The organism is Mucilaginibacter sp. L3T2-6 (assembly GCF_030519355.1).
Taxonomy (GTDB): Bacteria; Bacteroidota; Bacteroidia; order Sphingobacteriales; family Sphingobacteriaceae; genus Mucilaginibacter.
Map to the genome: position 1 here is coordinate 185,590 of NZ_JAUMKC010000005.1, position 15,488 is coordinate 201,077.

24 protein-coding genes are annotated in these 15,488 nt (G+C 47.1%); 18 read left to right on the forward strand and 6 right to left on the reverse strand.

The annotated features are described in order from the left end of the window. The first annotated feature begins 84 nt into the window (after positions 1 to 84). The 18 genes from Q3W13_RS08020 (at position 85) to Q3W13_RS08105 (ending at position 8,832) form a co-directional block, all read left to right on the forward strand. Positions 85 to 954 carry an ATP-binding protein gene (locus Q3W13_RS08020; protein ID WP_302862733.1) on the forward strand — a complete coding sequence of 290 codons (870 nt, stop codon included), beginning with the start codon at positions 85 to 87 and terminating at the stop codon, positions 952 to 954. Positions 955 to 958: 4 nt separating this feature from the next. Continuing rightward, on the forward strand, positions 959 to 1,369 hold the full coding sequence (locus Q3W13_RS08025; RefSeq protein ID WP_302862735.1) for a hypothetical protein: 411 nt from the start codon (positions 959 to 961) through the stop codon (positions 1,367 to 1,369). Continuing rightward, positions 1,366 to 1,656, forward strand: coding sequence for a hypothetical protein (locus tag Q3W13_RS08030; RefSeq protein ID WP_302862737.1), 291 nt, complete (start codon positions 1,366 to 1,368; stop codon positions 1,654 to 1,656). The genes Q3W13_RS08025 and Q3W13_RS08030 overlap by 4 nt, the downstream gene beginning before the upstream one ends. Then, the gene (locus tag Q3W13_RS08035) at positions 1,653 to 2,039 is read left to right on the forward strand and encodes a helix-turn-helix domain-containing protein (RefSeq protein WP_302862739.1); all 387 of its coding nucleotides are present in this window, start codon (positions 1,653 to 1,655) and stop codon (positions 2,037 to 2,039) included. Before Q3W13_RS08030 ends, Q3W13_RS08035 begins: the two co-directional genes overlap by 4 nt. Then, complete coding sequence (locus Q3W13_RS08040) at positions 2,036 to 2,383, forward strand: hypothetical protein (RefSeq protein WP_302862741.1); 348 nt, start codon at positions 2,036 to 2,038, stop codon at positions 2,381 to 2,383. The genes Q3W13_RS08035 and Q3W13_RS08040 overlap by 4 nt, the downstream gene beginning before the upstream one ends. Position 2,384: 1 nt before the next feature. Next, positions 2,385 to 3,023 (forward strand): DUF3164 family protein, encoded by a 639-nt coding sequence (locus tag Q3W13_RS08045; RefSeq protein ID WP_302862742.1) that lies wholly within the window; start codon positions 2,385 to 2,387, stop codon positions 3,021 to 3,023. 7 nt (positions 3,024 to 3,030) lie between these two features. Further along, positions 3,031 to 3,270, forward strand: a complete 240-nt coding sequence (locus Q3W13_RS08050) for a hypothetical protein (protein ID WP_302862744.1) — start codon at positions 3,031 to 3,033, stop codon at positions 3,268 to 3,270. Positions 3,271 to 3,328: 58 nt separating this feature from the next. After that, positions 3,329 to 3,718: a hypothetical protein gene (locus Q3W13_RS08055; RefSeq protein ID WP_302862746.1), complete on the forward strand. Its 390-nt coding sequence runs from the start codon at positions 3,329 to 3,331 to the stop codon at positions 3,716 to 3,718. A 15-nt stretch (positions 3,719 to 3,733) separates the two neighbouring features. Next, positions 3,734 to 4,348 carry a hypothetical protein gene (locus Q3W13_RS08060; protein ID WP_302862747.1) on the forward strand — a complete coding sequence of 205 codons (615 nt, stop codon included), beginning with the start codon at positions 3,734 to 3,736 and terminating at the stop codon, positions 4,346 to 4,348. Positions 4,349 to 4,376: 28 nt separating this feature from the next. Next, positions 4,377 to 4,781: a DUF4406 domain-containing protein gene (locus tag Q3W13_RS08065; protein ID WP_302862750.1), complete on the forward strand. Its 405-nt coding sequence runs from the start codon at positions 4,377 to 4,379 to the stop codon at positions 4,779 to 4,781. 15 nt (positions 4,782 to 4,796) lie between these two features. Beyond that, entirely contained in the window at positions 4,797 to 5,327 is a 531-nt protein-coding gene (locus Q3W13_RS08070) for a hypothetical protein (protein ID WP_302862752.1), read from the forward strand. Continuing rightward, positions 5,328 to 6,080, forward strand: coding sequence for a hypothetical protein (locus Q3W13_RS08075; RefSeq protein WP_302862754.1), 753 nt, complete (start codon positions 5,328 to 5,330; stop codon positions 6,078 to 6,080). Positions 6,081 to 6,197: 117 nt separating this feature from the next. Continuing rightward, positions 6,198 to 6,623 carry a hypothetical protein gene (locus Q3W13_RS08080; RefSeq protein ID WP_302862756.1) on the forward strand — a complete coding sequence of 142 codons (426 nt, stop codon included), beginning with the start codon at positions 6,198 to 6,200 and terminating at the stop codon, positions 6,621 to 6,623. Positions 6,624 to 6,822: 199 nt separating this feature from the next. Then, positions 6,823 to 7,221 carry a hypothetical protein gene (locus Q3W13_RS08085; protein WP_302862757.1) on the forward strand — a complete coding sequence of 133 codons (399 nt, stop codon included), beginning with the start codon at positions 6,823 to 6,825 and terminating at the stop codon, positions 7,219 to 7,221. Between the two features lie 26 nt (positions 7,222 to 7,247). Beyond that, on the forward strand, positions 7,248 to 7,607 hold the full coding sequence (locus Q3W13_RS08090; RefSeq protein WP_302862759.1) for a hypothetical protein: 360 nt from the start codon (positions 7,248 to 7,250) through the stop codon (positions 7,605 to 7,607). 26 nt (positions 7,608 to 7,633) lie between these two features. After that, positions 7,634 to 8,158 carry a hypothetical protein gene (locus tag Q3W13_RS08095; protein ID WP_302862763.1) on the forward strand — a complete coding sequence of 175 codons (525 nt, stop codon included), beginning with the start codon at positions 7,634 to 7,636 and terminating at the stop codon, positions 8,156 to 8,158. 1 nt (position 8,159) lies between these two features. Further along, entirely contained in the window at positions 8,160 to 8,417 is a 258-nt protein-coding gene (locus Q3W13_RS08100; protein ID WP_302862765.1) for a hypothetical protein, read from the forward strand. 154 nt (positions 8,418 to 8,571) lie between these two features. Beyond that, complete coding sequence (locus Q3W13_RS08105; RefSeq protein ID WP_302862767.1) at positions 8,572 to 8,832, forward strand: hypothetical protein; 261 nt, start codon at positions 8,572 to 8,574, stop codon at positions 8,830 to 8,832. Between the two features lie 168 nt (positions 8,833 to 9,000). On the opposite strand, the gene Q3W13_RS08110 is transcribed toward Q3W13_RS08105, so the two are convergent. The 6 genes from Q3W13_RS08110 to Q3W13_RS08135 all read right to left on the reverse strand — a co-directional run bounded on the left by Q3W13_RS08110 (position 9,001) and on the right by Q3W13_RS08135 (position 15,350). Next, positions 9,001 to 9,432 carry a hypothetical protein gene (locus Q3W13_RS08110; protein WP_302862769.1) on the reverse strand — a complete coding sequence of 144 codons (432 nt, stop codon included), beginning with the start codon at positions 9,430 to 9,432 and terminating at the stop codon, positions 9,001 to 9,003. Then, positions 9,429 to 9,962, reverse strand: a complete 534-nt coding sequence (locus tag Q3W13_RS08115) for a phage virion morphogenesis protein (RefSeq protein WP_302862771.1) — start codon at positions 9,960 to 9,962, stop codon at positions 9,429 to 9,431. The genes Q3W13_RS08110 and Q3W13_RS08115 overlap by 4 nt, the downstream gene beginning before the upstream one ends. Before the next feature lie 171 nt (positions 9,963 to 10,133). After that, positions 10,134 to 12,911 carry a DUF935 family protein gene (locus Q3W13_RS08120; protein WP_302862773.1) on the reverse strand — a complete coding sequence of 926 codons (2,778 nt, stop codon included), beginning with the start codon at positions 12,909 to 12,911 and terminating at the stop codon, positions 10,134 to 10,136. A gap of 20 nt (positions 12,912 to 12,931) precedes the next feature. Continuing rightward, positions 12,932 to 13,354 (reverse strand): hypothetical protein, encoded by a 423-nt coding sequence (locus tag Q3W13_RS08125; protein WP_302862775.1) that lies wholly within the window; start codon positions 13,352 to 13,354, stop codon positions 12,932 to 12,934. Beyond that, positions 13,354 to 14,895: a hypothetical protein gene (locus tag Q3W13_RS08130; protein ID WP_302862777.1), complete on the reverse strand. Its 1,542-nt coding sequence runs from the start codon at positions 14,893 to 14,895 to the stop codon at positions 13,354 to 13,356. Before Q3W13_RS08130 ends, Q3W13_RS08125 begins: the two co-directional genes overlap by 1 nt. After that, complete coding sequence (locus Q3W13_RS08135) at positions 14,892 to 15,350, reverse strand: helix-turn-helix domain-containing protein (protein WP_302862780.1); 459 nt, start codon at positions 15,348 to 15,350, stop codon at positions 14,892 to 14,894. Before Q3W13_RS08135 ends, Q3W13_RS08130 begins: the two co-directional genes overlap by 4 nt. Positions 15,351 to 15,488: the final 138 nt, after the last annotated feature.

The window sequence follows — 15,488 nt, forward strand, 5'->3', positions numbered from 1 at the left end:
TTTTAAAAGGCTTTTAAAAATAAAAAAAGGGCAGCAGCTCTAACCCTGCGGCCCCTTAATAATCACCTTAATTAACCAGTAATTATGTTAGACAACACCACAAAGGAACAAATCAGGGAACAATTAAACAACTTTTGTTCTATTACCGGCAGCAACAACCTTGCCTTTAAAAAAGTAGCCCTAAACGGTGCGTACGGCAGCAACATCTTAAATCGCAAATGGGAATCCATCAGCGATGGCGCCTGGCGTAAGCTGGCCGCATCGCTTAACATGAAGCTTGATGAGCAGTGGCAGCATGCCGACACGATGCCGTATCAAACGCTAAGCGGCATTTTCGGAGATGCGCAAAGGTTCGCCAACGTATTCGGCGTGATCTGCATCCCTGGCAGCGGCAAAACTTATACCATGAACGAGTATAAAAAAGCCCACAAGGATGTAATTATCATTAAATGCCAGCGCCATACCACCGAGCGCGATTTTCTTAAACAGGCGCTAACAGGCTTAGGCTTTACCCATAATATCTTCACCATCACCGGCCTGCTTAACGAGGTATTTACCCGCACGGCAAAGATGACAGCGCCGCTGTTTATCGTCGACGAGATAGAGAAGGTTAAAAATGATGTGCTGTTTATGTTCATAGACTTTTACAACGAACTGCACAATAAGGCCGGTATCGTGCTGCTCGGCACGCCAAATCTTGCCACCCGGATATACAGGGGTGTAGAGAAAGGCAAGATATGCTACAACGAAATTTTGAGCCGCCTCGGCGGTAAGCTGCTGTCTATACCGGCCCCAACGCAAAAGGACGGTGCCGCCGTAGTACGCGCCAATGGCATAGCCGAACAGTTAGCCATCAACACCATTGTTAACGACAGCCTTGAAGGGCAAAACCAGGTAGACCTCCGCCGCGTGGAACGACTGGTGCATAAAACTAAGATCACCCAAAACGACTAAAACTATGAGCCACGTTAAAGCCATCAAAACCATACAGCAGGTAACCCGTGCAAAGGTAATGCAGCTGCTCGGCTGGAATGACCTGCAATACGGCGAGTTCCAGATGCAGCAGGCCGATGCCTACATCGCCCGTCAGATCGGCGACGATGTGTGGGGCGTGCAGCAGCTAAAGGAAGCGCCTGCTTTTTGGGCATGGTGGCGCAATCACTGGCACCGGCGCGACGAGCAGTTCATCGGCGAGGTTAAGAACCTTACACAGCCCGAAATGGTGATGCTTTATGAGATAACCCACGATGCCGAGGCCATTGAATACACCCCGCATTTTGTGGTGATGCAGCATGCCTTTCAGCGCCAGGTGATAGACGAGGTATGCAACGTGGCTAAGCAGAAAAAAGAAAGGAAAGTGAGTATATGACCGATATAGAAATTTTAACCACTGTAGAGCAGGAGACGGCCATAGATCGCCTTGAAATGCTTAACCGTGCGCCGTATAACTGCCTTTTTGCCCGATACGTGGCCATAGCTATGATGAACGAGGAAGGTATTGAAAATAAGGTAATAGCCAAATGGTTTTGCATGCACCCCACCAATGTGCCGTATGCGCTAAAAACCATCAGCGGCCTGCTTGAAACCAATAAGCAATTTAAAAAAATGTACATCGCCTGCGGTGAAAGGCGGGTGCAAATGGAGGAACAAGTATGATTTTCTGTAACCATACCATATTCAATATCAAGTCGGTAAGCTGCATGTTTCCGCTGTATTTGCCGAAACGTGAGACATCCAACTACGATGAAATTATCAAACTCATTGGGGACACATTTGGCATTAGCGCTGCCAATATAAAAGGTAAATCAAGGCAGGAAGATATAGTAGACGCGCGGTATATCGCCATTTACTTCATTAAGCGTAACAACAGGAATATCAGCCTAAAACAATTGGGGGCCATATTCAGCAAAAGAGACCACAGTACGATGATTTATGCACTTGATAAGTTTAATAACCTGTACGCAACTGACAGGCACTTTAAACGCAAAGTGCAGCTGATTGAATCCAGGTTAAACCGTAAAGACTGCGAAAGAATATGACGATAAAATTAACCCCGCAGGAAGCCGCAGCGCTATATAAGTTATTTAACAAAGTAGTATTAATCAACCGGCCTCAAAGCTTTGACGAAAGATTGATAACTGCGCTGATGATAGCCATATACAAAAAGTTCCGCAACAAGTGGGAAGGTGAGCCGCGCAAAAAATACGGCGTGAAGCTGAACGATGCGGAAGCGCTTGCCTACCGCATATATTGGCGGGATAACGGCCTTTTTGATATGCCATACGAATGGAATATGGTGTTAAAACATTGCACGCAGATAGAAGCTGAATTAACCGACCAAATAACTAACCAACATAATTTTTACAAATTTTTAAATGCATAAAATGACACTAACAGTAAAACAACAAAAACCGGCTGACGGCAGTTGGAACGACGAGGCAGGGCGCACCATACCCTATGCCCGTATTAAACAATCAGAGCGTCTTAACGAACGCGAATTATCGGGTATAGCCAAACAGGCACTGAACCTTAACAAAGCGCTCACAGCCTTTAAAGAGCATGTGTTTGCCAAAGCCGAACAGATGTACGACGCCTTCATAGCCGAGAATGGCGGCAAAAAGCCGGGCAAAGGCAAAGGCGGCATTACCCTGTACAATTTCGACCGCAGCATCAAAGCCACCGTGTCGGTAAGTGAGCAGATACAGTTCGACGACAACTATATCGACCTCGCCAAAGCAAAGCTGGACGAACTGCTGCAAGATGGCCTAAGCGCCGCCGCCGACTTTGTTAAACCCCTGGTGATGGATGCCTTTACCACCAGCGGCGGCAGACTCGACACCAAACGCGTTTTAGGCCTGCGCCGCTACGCCGACCGCATTAAAGACAGCCGTTACGCCGAGGCTATGGCCTTTATCGACAAAGCCATCCGCAAACCCAACAGCAAAGAATACTTCCAGGTGTGGATTAAGGACGACCGAGGCGAGTATGTGGATGTGCAACTGAATTTTTCATCGATAAAATAATAAAGCAATGTCAGAAACGAAGAGCGACATAGCCGTTTTAGAGCAAATGGTTACTCAAAATTTAGATATAAGGTCATCAACAAACCTTATTGAGATGAAAACGCATAATGCTGGCGGATTGGTTACTATGGGTGTGGACAGACGAAGTTTTAACGACTTGATGAGATCAGCAACTATCGGACAAACACATTACTGTGTAATGTATATCATTAACAAAAAGCAGTTTGATTCAATTAAAAAATCCTAACCCGGCAGGAAGCCACGCCCGGTTCAAGGCCGGGGCGGGTTCATAAAAAAATAGAAAAATGTTTGCACAAATATACACCGGCTGCAAATGCGGCGAAACATGGCGGGTAGGTCACATACAGGATTGCGATATCTCACGCGATAAAGTTTACACGGTATTGCAATGTAATGTATGCTTTGGAACCAACCTTAAACCAAAGGTTAGCGACGATGGTGTGCCTCATTATCATGCACTAACCGAAGAAGATATTTTTTGGGATATATACGCTGCTGATTTGGATGGCGACGACGACGATTGGGATAACCACAATTGGACTTGCTCAACCTGTGGCGGCGAGTTTTGGGACGGTGGCACCAGCTGCGATTGCGAAGATTGGGACGATGGCGATGTCATTACCCTGCGGCCTGATTTGGGCTATGATGAAGAGACCGACGATTTACCTTTTTAAAAACCCTTTAAAACCATGCTAACACCCGAACTAAAAAACAAGCTATCCAAAATATACGAACTCGTAAAACGCGGCGCTACCGATGGCGAAAAGGCCGCAGCGCAAAAGGCGCTGGATAAGATGATAGCCAAATACGACCTGGATGCTACAGACTTTGACGAAGCCGCTAAAAAGACATACATCTTTAAATACGCAACTGATATGGATGTATGGCTGTTTATTTTATTGTTGCGGCGCATGGTAGACGATAATAGCGCACGCGACGCACTTTACAAAGATACATGGCGTGGTAAACGCCTGGTTATAAAACTCACCTACGCCGATTGGGTGACGATGGACTGCGCGTACGGCTATTTTAAACCCCACATGAACCGGAAGTTTAAAAAGCTGTGCCTTGCCGAAGTTAAGAAGAAACGCAAAGCCAAAACCCGCAATGCCAGGCGAAAGGAACTGCAACACTTGTTTTTTGACAAGTACATCATCGCCAGCGACCTTGTAGATAAGCAGCATCTTATTTCAATTAACATGGATGAGTTATCGGATAAGGAAGTAGCCGACCTCATGCGGCTGCGCGGCATTGAAGGCGGCAGCTTCAACCGCCAAATGACCAACGGACTTTTACTAAACTGATTTTAAAAACCCTTTAAAAACTATTGATATGAGCGAAACAACACAGCAGATCAGCAAAACGCAGTTTTTACTGCGCCTTGCCAACCATTTGGCAAAATCAAAAAAGCCGGTGATATACGTTGCCGGTAAAGTGAGCGGACTTAAACCCGAAGATTACGAGGCCAAATTCAAAAAGGCCGAACAGCAGCTGGAAAGCCAGGGCTTTCACGTACTGAACCCCTGCGCCTTTATTTCTCCGGATTGCGACTGGAAATTCGCCATGCGCCTGGCGCTGACCCTGCTCAACATGGCCGACCACATTTACCTGCTGCCCGATTGGACAGATAGTCCCGGCGCACAGTGGGAATTTGAGCAATCCCTAAAATTAGGGCTGAACGCAATTTTTGAGGCTGAAATAACTAAGCCGGTACCGGCGCATAAGTTTTTAGACTAATCAAATTTCACCAAAATGACTTTAGGATTTTCAACAAAAATAAACGGTAAGCCTAATTACTTCCCGGAAAAAATAATATCTGCTTTGCAGTTAGAAGGAGTTATATCTATTGAAAAGGCGTGCGAATTATTACGGGATTATCCGCTGCTTGTTGATGAGCGTTTACGTTTTATTGATACTTACAGAACTGCTATTGAAAATTACAAGCCAAAGGGTCACACTATAAGACGCGATGAGCATAACCGCTGGCGAGCCGGAATGGATATTCACCCGGTAATAAATAACAGGACACGAAACCGCTTTCAATTTGCGCCTGTGATAAAGTGTGTAAGGGTTCAAGATTATAGAATAGGCTATTTTCCTGAAGAAAACTATCCCTGCCCTCTCAATAACATACATGTTTATATTGATGGAAATGTATTGAGTGATGCCGCCGTTAAGCAACTGGCCATAAATGACGGCTTTGATACAGTAGCTGATTTCTTCGCCTACTTCAATACCGACTTTACCGGCAAAATTATTCACTGGACAGATTTAAAGTACTAAATGAAAACAATAGGCGCATATCAAATGCTGCAAAAAACCTACGACACCATAAACGTTGGTGGCGAATGGGGCGAGTGTATACCAGAAATACCGAAGGGCGTACACATCACCTTTTTAGGAGATACAGGCGAAGGTAAAACAGAGGGGGCAATGCAGTTTGTAAAGCAGCTTTGTTCGCAGGGGGTATCTGTCGACTGGGTAAGCTATGAGCAGAGTCACGGACTGGATTTGCAGAAGGCAGTACGGAGAAACAATATGATTGACGTTGCCGAATACTTTCAAATATCCGACCCGCACGCTGATAAGGACGACGACATTTCCTATTTCGATGACTTCAAAAATAAGGTGTTAGCCCGTAACAGTCCCGACTTCTACGTCATCGACAGTACGCAGTTCAGCGAGTTCGACAAAAAGGACTTTGCCTTTCTGCTGACTAACAGGAAATGCAAAAAGAAGGGTTTTATATGGATAAGCCACAAAGAGCCGAGCGGCAAACTGCCTATGGGCATACTGGCGCAAACCATAGCAAGGCTGGGCCACATCACGCTGCTGGTAAAAAACTACATCGCCGAGCCAAAAAAGAACAGGTTTGGCGGCAATAGAAAGTACGTGATTTACGAGGAACGCGCCCGTGTACTGGAGCCTAAATTTTTTGAGGAACGCGATAAGGAGCGGTTAAAGGCAAAAAACGCCCTTAGCGTGGTTAAAAACGAGGTTTCAGACGAAAAAAAAGCCGCGAATGATGGGGGGTAAATGCATTTACCCCCTGTGCTTCAAGGCTGATTTTGTGCCAAAACAGCTATAAAAACGCGGTTTTTGCCCCGATTGAAAGCAGAAAAATCTTTTACCCCCTACATTAAAACAAACGATATGCAAAAATACATACTCACATCCCCCAGGTTCAAAGGCCAGGTAACCTTTGGGTACGACCACAACGGCGACATCGTTTTCTATAATAACGAGATAGCCGACGAGGTGGTAGTAAAGTGGATGAAGCGCTTTATACCCATCGATAAACACGAACTGGAGACATTCAAAACAAAGGTACAGGCCACCATCACCGAAGTACCCGAAGATTTAACCTTCGAAAGATTTTGGAATGCCTACGACAAAAAGCATAACCGCAAAAGAACCGAGCCGCTATATAATAAGCTAAGCGATGCCGAAAAGATGCAGGCCCTAATGCGCATTAAACAATACCAGGAATACTGCTACTTAAAAAGCCGCGGCATAGCAGACCCGGAAAAATATATAAGAGAAAGATATTTTGAAACTGATTGGATGAAATTGAAATGAAACATAATAAAAAACCTTACGAGGCAAGGCAAAAGCTTAAAAGTATTAGATACTGGCAATCAGTTGTTAACGGCCTTAATCAGGCTAAAAGGCCAATTGCATACTATAAGAACAAGCTGAAATTCTACAACCAAGATGATATTGATTACTTAGAAGAGGTATCAAAAACAAGTCTTGTGAAATCTAAGAAGGAAAAAGTATGACCCCCAAACAGATTGGTATGGTTCGCGGCCTGTTGGCCAAGGCCGGGCTAACACAGCACAAAGAGGATATGGTGTATGATTACACCAATGGCCGTACCGAGCATTTAAGCGAAATGACGCACGACGAAACCCAGGCGCTGGTAAAGTACCTGAATAGCTTTTTAGGGCAGACCGGCAACCCTGCCGAAAAGATGCGCCGGAAAATACTAAGCATGGCCCACGAAATGCACTGGGAACTGCCCGGCACCACCCGCGTGGATATGAAAAGGGTGAATAATTGGTGCATCCGGTTTTCGGGGCAAAATAAGCCCTTAGACGCGTTTAAATATTCGGAGTTACCTGCGCTTGTCTCGCAGTTCGAAATTGTTTACAGGGATTTTTTAAAAGGAATTTAAAAGAGATTTTTTAATATTGTATCATTATGATAGCCTATTCTGACAAACCTAACCCATTTGACCCCCAAAACTGCCGGGAAATCATCTACCATATTCGAAAAATGATTTCAATGATGAATCACTACAACTACTCAAATGGCCAGTTAGTAATAATGATGCAAAAATCTTTAGAAAACATTCTTAAATATTGGATTGCTGGCTATGACGCTACTTTGCCGCCAGAAGGCGATATGAAGATTATGGGAGTGAATGTACTGCCAGGTTATGAGCCGCATGTAATTATATACTGCCCTATGAATGCAGGGTATAGAAATTCTCCGATAATAGCGCTTGAAAATATTGGTACACCTCAAATGAAAATAGTTCAACGTGTTAAACCTAATTAATTTACCTTCATTAAAAATCAAACCTTATGAAATTACTTTTACTTCTATTCCTGCTGCCGGTTGTAACCTTTGCACAGGTTGGCACACGTGGTTATCTTGATGAGAAAAACGGATTTAAGGACATTCTTTTAGGCAGCGAAATAACTTCCATTAAGCATAAGATGGAAAATACAAGGGCAGATGGTAAGCCGGACAGGGACAGCTGTTATACCTACAGTGTTGAAGACACCAGTATGTTCCATATAGGCGATATTAAACTCAAAGCTATCGGCCTGTCTGTGTTTAGGAATAAGGTTGTAAGCATTATTTTGATTTTCGATAAGTCGCAGAACCTGGACATGTTTACCACCCTGACCAAGGCCTATGGTGTGCCGATACAGGAAAATAAGTATATAAGGGTGTATCAGTGGATTGGTAATAAAGTTGATCTGCAATTGAATACCAAAATACTGCAACCAACAGGCAACGCCGTTTTTACCTGCAAACCGTTGGATATAGAATTAGCCGAGTTCAGACAAAAGCAGGTCGCTAATACCGCTAAAGACTTGTAATATGTATATCGACAGGACACTCTTAACCGATTATGGCTTTTATCATTGGAACGGATATCTGATTAAAGATATAGGACACGCACGTATGTTTTTAGGGTTCTATGCTGGTGTCGGTGATAAGATGAGCCTTTTACAATTCAAGGTTGATGACGACACAGCAACGGAGATTCAATTCGGATTAAACCATCCTAACAATTTAACCCAGCTTAAAGCACTTTGGAAAGTATTATCAGGAAAGCCGCTGTCTAAAGTGCTTTAAAACCTTTCCGCTTTCGCCTTTTACCTTTCACCTTTCCCCCGTAATAAATCTCCTTTTGCAAACCCGCTTTGCCGCTTAGTATATTTGGGAACCCGATTAATTTATGCTGCGCGGTCAAAAAGCCTTAATGGCCATCGTTTCTAATGATTTAAACATGGCATCCGAAAAGCACCTGAAAGGCTGCTTTACGGATGACCGCGATGATGCGCTTGCCTGCCGCTTCTTTTACTGGGGCCACCTGGAAGGCAAACGCTACGATATTTGCCTCACACAGCTAAGCAAAGAATTTTTTATCAGCGAAACGGTGATCGGCCAGCGCCTGATGCAGCGGCAGGATTTTTTAAAGCAGCTGCGCCTGAAAAATACCACCCGTAAGGAATTGCAAAGGAAATACCCGTTTTTTAGCTGGAACTGATATATTTGGGGATGACAGAAATTGTTTATACCTGTCCGGAATGCGGCGGCAAGCTGCTGGCAGAAGTATTGCAACCCGAAAATATCACCGTTAAAAAATGCGCAGGGTGTACGGCAATCTATGAGGTAAACGATGCTTCGCTTTTGCCTTTCGCCTTTTACCTTTCGCCTAACTGGCCACCTCGTCAAATTCCGTCTCAAACGGCATCGCAATAACGGTCAGCTTATCGTTACGCCTTTCCTGTGTTTGGCTTACCCGGCTTAGCTGCTCTACTTCGTCATCCCAGTATGATTGCAGCTTGCTGTAAACCGATTCAACCGTATCTAAGCAGCTTAACGCAATATCAGCAGCATGGTCGCTGAAGTTGGACGATGTTCTGTCCATCGTTGTATTAAAGGCAATCCTGATGGTAATTACGGCCTTTACGCGCTGATCACCGTCCTGCGTGTCGCTGCATTTAACGTAAGCTATGGTGAACAGTGCGCAGGGGTATTGCACTGGCGGCATCTCCTGTTCCAGCTGCCCTAAATCCCAGGATACGTATTTGAGGTCGGCTACCTGCATCAGCAAGCCCCTTATTTTTAAAAATAGCTTTTTCATTTTTTAAACAGTGGTTTAATGCGTTGTATAAATCGTTTGCGTAACTCATAGCTGTAGCCCATAAACTGGCGGCGCGGCATGGTGTAATCCATTTTGCGGGTGTGTTCGCGCACCTCCACCGTGCCGCTTTTGCTGCGTTTGCCGCGCTTGCTTACCTTGTATTTATTGCGGGTGTAAGCGCCCACACGCGCAATGGTGTTCACCGTTAGCCCCTCGTTATGGATGCGGGCGTACGGAACCTTACTGCTGCCTGCGCTCACGATCACTTTACCGGCTTCCGGCTCGTTGTAGCGTATGCTGGCGAACAGCAGGCCGTTTAAGTAAAGTATTTTATCCTTATTTCGCTTCTTTGCTGCCAGGTAGCTTTTGCTCAAAGGTTGCCACGGCACACCGTCATAGCTGCCGGAAAGGATGTTTTCTTTAAACAGCTCTACCGCAGTTTCGCCGATGATGGGCGGCACTTTGGTTTGTATCTCCACCGGCAGCGCTGCAAAAAAACGGTGTATCTTATCTTTGTTGCTTAATGGCATCTTAGCCCCCTCTAAATCTCCCCCAGTAGGGGAGACTTTTAAAAAAAATGTTTTATCTTTGTTATGTTTTAAAAGGTGGCGGCACTGTGAGCGCCTTCGGGATGATGGGGACAGGGCCACTTTTAAAATGCTTTTAAAATCCCAATAAAGCCGTGTCTTATGGTCGCGGCTTTATTTATTTCCCCCGTACACCAACAATCCCCGGCGCATCTGCCCGATACTGAACCTGTTCTCCGACAACGGGAACCAGGTATTTACCTGCGTTACATTATTCTTATCCACTTCGGCAATAACTACTATCGTCTCGTCGGTAAAATACTTGATGTACAGCAGCTGGTTCAGCGTGGAAGGATTGTACCTGTCGCCGCTCACCCAAACTTCATCCGGCTTTTGCAGGGCTTGCATCATGGCTTCCAGGTACGCCTCGCGGTACTGCTTTTTGCCGGTGGTGTGAAAGTCGAACACCTTTTTAGCCAGCTGCAAAGGCCGGTCGTTATAATCCTTCACGGTCGCCACGCCGTCTTTCACCTGTGCGTCGTAAAAGTCTGCTGCGGTGCCTTCGTATTTCGGCATGGCTTCGGTAGCGGCCTTTTTTGCCTGGCTGTAGCCGGGCAGGTCAAAGTCGGCGCTGCCCAGTTTGTTGAGCATCTTACTGGCTTTGCCCTCAAATTTGCGCAGGTACTGCTGGTTTGCGGTAAACACTTCGCCGGTGTCGGCGCGGTTAACGCCCCATCCCTGTGCGCTGTCGGTTTTGAACTCGGCGGTATCGAAATACGCATCGGCCTTTTCCTGCATTGCCTTCAGGTCGATGTCTTTCACCTCGTCCTTAGTGCGGGCCACCACGTAGCACCGGCAGTTCCAGCCGTTTGGCGGGTACAGCTTTTTCCAGCGCGGGTCGTTTGCCGGTAGTATCAGTCCGTTGAGCGCAGCATGTGCAGGCCGTACGCGGTCGTCGCCAACGGTTTTGTATTCCCAGTACGGGAATAGCTGCACGTTTTTCATGAGCCTGGTATAGGTGGCTGACGCTTCGCCGGTAAAGTAGGCGGTATTGTACTGCGTTTGCAGCTGCGCGCGGTTATACACCTTTGTTACCTCGCTGGCCTTTTTGTAGAACTCATCAAAGCTTTTGCTTTCGCGGTAAAGCTTATTCAATACCTGCGCCTCTTCCAGTGTTTTGGCACCGGCAAACCTGAACAGGTTCATTTCAAAGGCCGTCAGCAGCGCCGGGTCGTCCACCCCATAAGTAAAGCCCAAATCGGCCAGCTGCACCATTGGTTTACCTGTCCATCCGCCATGCAGGCCATCCAGCAGCACCTGCGCCGTAAATGCGAATACCGAAGCGTAGAAATTGCTTTTGCCGCTGGCATCCCATACCGCGCGGATAAACGCATCGTTAGCCTTGTCCAAATCGGTTTTAGCCCCCTCTAAATCTCCCCCGGTTGGGGAGACTTTTTCTGTTAGCTGTATAAATCGTGCATCCACAGCCGGGTTGCTACCACAGCATGCCGTCATCGTCGCCCCGGTCGCCTTCAGCGCCGGGGCTTTGTGAAAAAAACTTACAAAATCATCCACAAGTTTTGCCAGCTTGCCTTTGGGCTTTTTACCGTTAGCCCCCTCTAAATTTCCACCGGTTGGCGTGACTTTGTTGTTTTTGTCCGGTTTAGCACCGGGGGTAGGTGCGTTTTCTGCGGGGTTATTTGGCTGCCCCTGCGCCTGATTTTGTGCCTTTACAGCCAATAGAGCGGCTTTTTGGGCCTCGTAGTCGTCCGGTTTTTCAGCGCCATATTTTTTATAGAAGAAATCGTCGTCGATCGGGATGTCCAGATCGCTTACCATCGACTTATGCACCTGGTACGATTCTGTTTTAGATAGCTGATCTTCGTTAGCCTGTACGCTGAATAAACCGCCTTTGGTGTCGATGCCGTTCGCTTCCAGTATGCGGATAAACCGGCTATTCAAAATCTTCCGCACTTTGGTTATGAGCGATGCTTTGCGCTCGTCCTCTACCTCTTTATGCGTTTTGCTTTGGGCGTAGCCGCTCGTCGCGCTGCTGTCGGTCGATTCGGTGGCGTGCAGTATGGCTTTGCTGATCTCAGCGTTAAGGGCGTCCTTCAGCTTTTCCTGCATTGCGCCATCGGCATTGGCCCGGCTTTCCAGCAGTTCAATTTTACTGCCTGATGGATGCGTCACGCTGCTGCCAGGCCCCATGTTCTTTAGCTTGTTCTCGAATTGTGCCCGCTGCCCTTCGTCGAATCCGTCCCATTCCGCCGATACGATAGGCTGACCGAAGGTTTGCACGAACGCGGCCCAATCGCTAAAGTCGCCGTCCTTTAAAATGGCGTACTGCGCCACTGAAAGCAAACGGCCTAAGTCGGTAGGGTTTCCGGCTTCCAATACAAAGTATGGGTAAATCCCTTCGCGGATGTTGATGCCGGTATCTCCGTACAGTTCTGTGGTGATGATCCCCGTATTTGGGCGCATGTAGCGGCGGTCGCATTGAAACACGCTCATCGCCTTGTTGCCGCGAAAATCGGTAAAGAAATCGCATTCAACCATGCTGTAACCCCAATCCTCGGATTTGGCTATCTCGGTAAGCAGGTCGTCAAATCCGAGGCTGTCGATAATGTTTTTTACCGCGTCCACCTCGTTGCCGTCCTTATCCAGGAATACCCAGTTAGCATTTGTAACGGCATCGTACAGCTTGCCGGTAACAGCTATCACGTGACCGTCGAGCATCACATCTGCATAGAGGTCGTACAGCAGCACGCGGCGCGGTATCATGCTTTCGGCGGCACGATGGGCGGCACGCCATTTCTTTATGTCCTGGCTTTGCCGGTTAACAGGCCGGACGTTAATATTTTGCAGTATGATGGGCTGCTGCGTTCCGTCTGCGGTTTTAGCCGCCAACGCCTGTCCAAAGCCGCCCACAGTAATTTTTTCAGTAGTCATATCAATAGGGGTATATGTAATTAACGATAGGTATCGCGCTTGCACTGGCTGCTGATCTCGATGGTGCCTGCCGGGTAATCCGTGTCGGTGACGGCACGCAGTTTCCAGCCGAGCGGCACATCAGTAGAGCCTTTTATAGCGGTGAGCGACTTAATAGCCTGCTGGTAACGTGACAGCGAATCCTCGTAATCGATGCCCGGATTTGAGAGGCCGATAAAATGCCAAATCGCAATATCTTTCAGCCATATCAATAAAATGGGGTCGCGGTCGTCGCCGGTTTTGCCGAACAGATCATCTAAGTCGAACTTTACCAAAAGCTTTTCCACTTCTGATATTGCGCCGCTGATGGCTGTCGGGAGCAGCGTGTCGTCGCCGTTGCTGATCGCGTCTATCTTTTCCTGGTAAACGCGGGTGTTAAAATCTTCGGAGGTTAAAAATGCCATTATCTTCGTGTGCTACGGGTTTCGGGTTTACTTACTGTGGTATTGGTTGCGTCGGCCTGCGTGCCGTGCTGAATGATGTACACGCCCCCTTCAAGGCAGTCCGGGCCGTCCATTGTTTCGGCATCAGGTGCCACGCCGAGCATTTGCGCCGCCATCTTTTCCATGTGCGGGTTACTTTTCAGGCTTTCATCGAAAACCAAATTTCCCATGCGGTCGATAGGCTCTAACGTACCCTCGACGCGGAAGTACTTTTCCGGCTTTTTGCGGGTGTCGGGCATGATCGGCGGCAGCGTTTCGCGCCCACGCTCTTTGGCTGTTTGCTTGATAAGCGGGATAAACACCTGCTCGTAAAATGGGGCCTGCAAAGTGTTATTCTCGATGTAGATTTTCTTTGGCTGACCGCAGTTAGCCATCATATAATTATCAGCCTCGAACAGCCAGCCTATAAACGTGGAGTTGTTTACCTGGTCGAGCCAAACGCGGTAAACGTAATAGGTAAAATCTTTGATGCCGATAACGAGAACGCTTTTAAAGCTGGTGCCTTTTTTCTTTTTATCGCTGTTGGATGTGGCGGGGTCGGCGTATGCTAACACTATACGGCATGTTCTCGGATGCGGCGCTTTTCCGTAGGTGATCTGCGTAAACACATCGCCTGCATCGTGCGGGTTGTTAAAGTATTCTTTTTGCCCCGATTCATAGCTGATAATGGAAAGGATGTAATCGATGTCTGCTTCACTGTTCTTTTCGGGCCAGGTGCTTTTACCGTTCTCATCCCGGATATTAACAATGTCCACATGCTTAGCCAGCGGCACCATTAGCGACACCGTGCATACCTTAGCTATCTTATTACCGCAAACGATAATGCGGTAGTCGCCCGACACTGATACGGTAGGAATAAGCGATTCCTGAATCCATTTAAACTTATCGCGTACACGCTTTTCATTGCGGCACTCTTCGTCCGTATCGATGTCGTCTATCAGGATGCAGTCGACACGGTAATTTTCGTTCCTGGTACCACGCGGCGACTGACCGGCACCCAGCGCCCTGAAGCTTACGCCGTCGCGGGTTACGAACTCGCTGTCTGTCCAGCTGCCCGGTTTTTCCTGTATGCCGTAATAGTACTGTATGCGCTGGTTGTTTTGCAGGTTAAGGCGGTAAGGGGTGAGCAGGCGCACGGCGTTATCAAAGGAGTTGGACACCAGCAGGATGTTTTTTAATTCCTTTGGTACCAAAGCCAGGTACATTACCACCATCATGGTGATGGTTGATTTTGCCAGTTCACGCGCCCACATCAGCACCTCGAACCAGCGCTTGTTTTTGATGAGCCGGTTAATGGCCCGGCGATGGAAACGCGCCAGCCTGCATTTAGCATAGTTCGGGAACATTTCAGCCATCCACTTTTCGGGGTCGGCTTCCAGGTCTTTCAGGGCCTTTTGCTTGTCTTCCTCGGTATCATGGCGCACTACAACGGTATCGCGCATCAGTTCCTGTACGTATTTGTCCCAGTCGACGACCGCCTTTTTGTCTAACGCTGCGCTCATCTTAAAAGGCTTTTAATTAATGCGTCACAATATTTGGAAAGCAGCTGCGCATCTTGCAGGTTAACCTTACGGATAAAATCTAAAAGGATTTTAAGGGCTGCAATAATTTCGGGCAGCGCAGCTTTGGTTTCCAGTTCCTTAATGTCCTTTACCAGCTTCCGGCGCACATCGCCGAGTTTGGCATCAGCAAACCTGAAACCCGCAGGAAGACTTTTAATGTACGCGTTGATCTCGTTCAACTCGTCGAGCATCATACCCATTTGTTCCTCACGGGTAAGGAGGAAGTTTTTTTGCAGCTTATCCCATCCGCCATCAACCACCCATTTGCCGATTGTCTTTTCTGACACACCTGTTTTTTCGGCGATTTCCTTTTGTGTAAGGCGCTCCCTGGTGTACAATACCTGCGCATTGTAACGGTCTCTTTCCAGTTGTGCCTTTGTTTTTCTTTCAGCCATATTCAGCGGTTTTCTATCCAAAAGTGCATCCTTTAAAAGCCCTAAAAAAAAGCGATTTCCGGATGATTGCAGTAACTGTAATCTTTTAATACGGGCTGTGTAATCACGCCAAAAGCCGGTTTTTTTTGGCGGAAATAG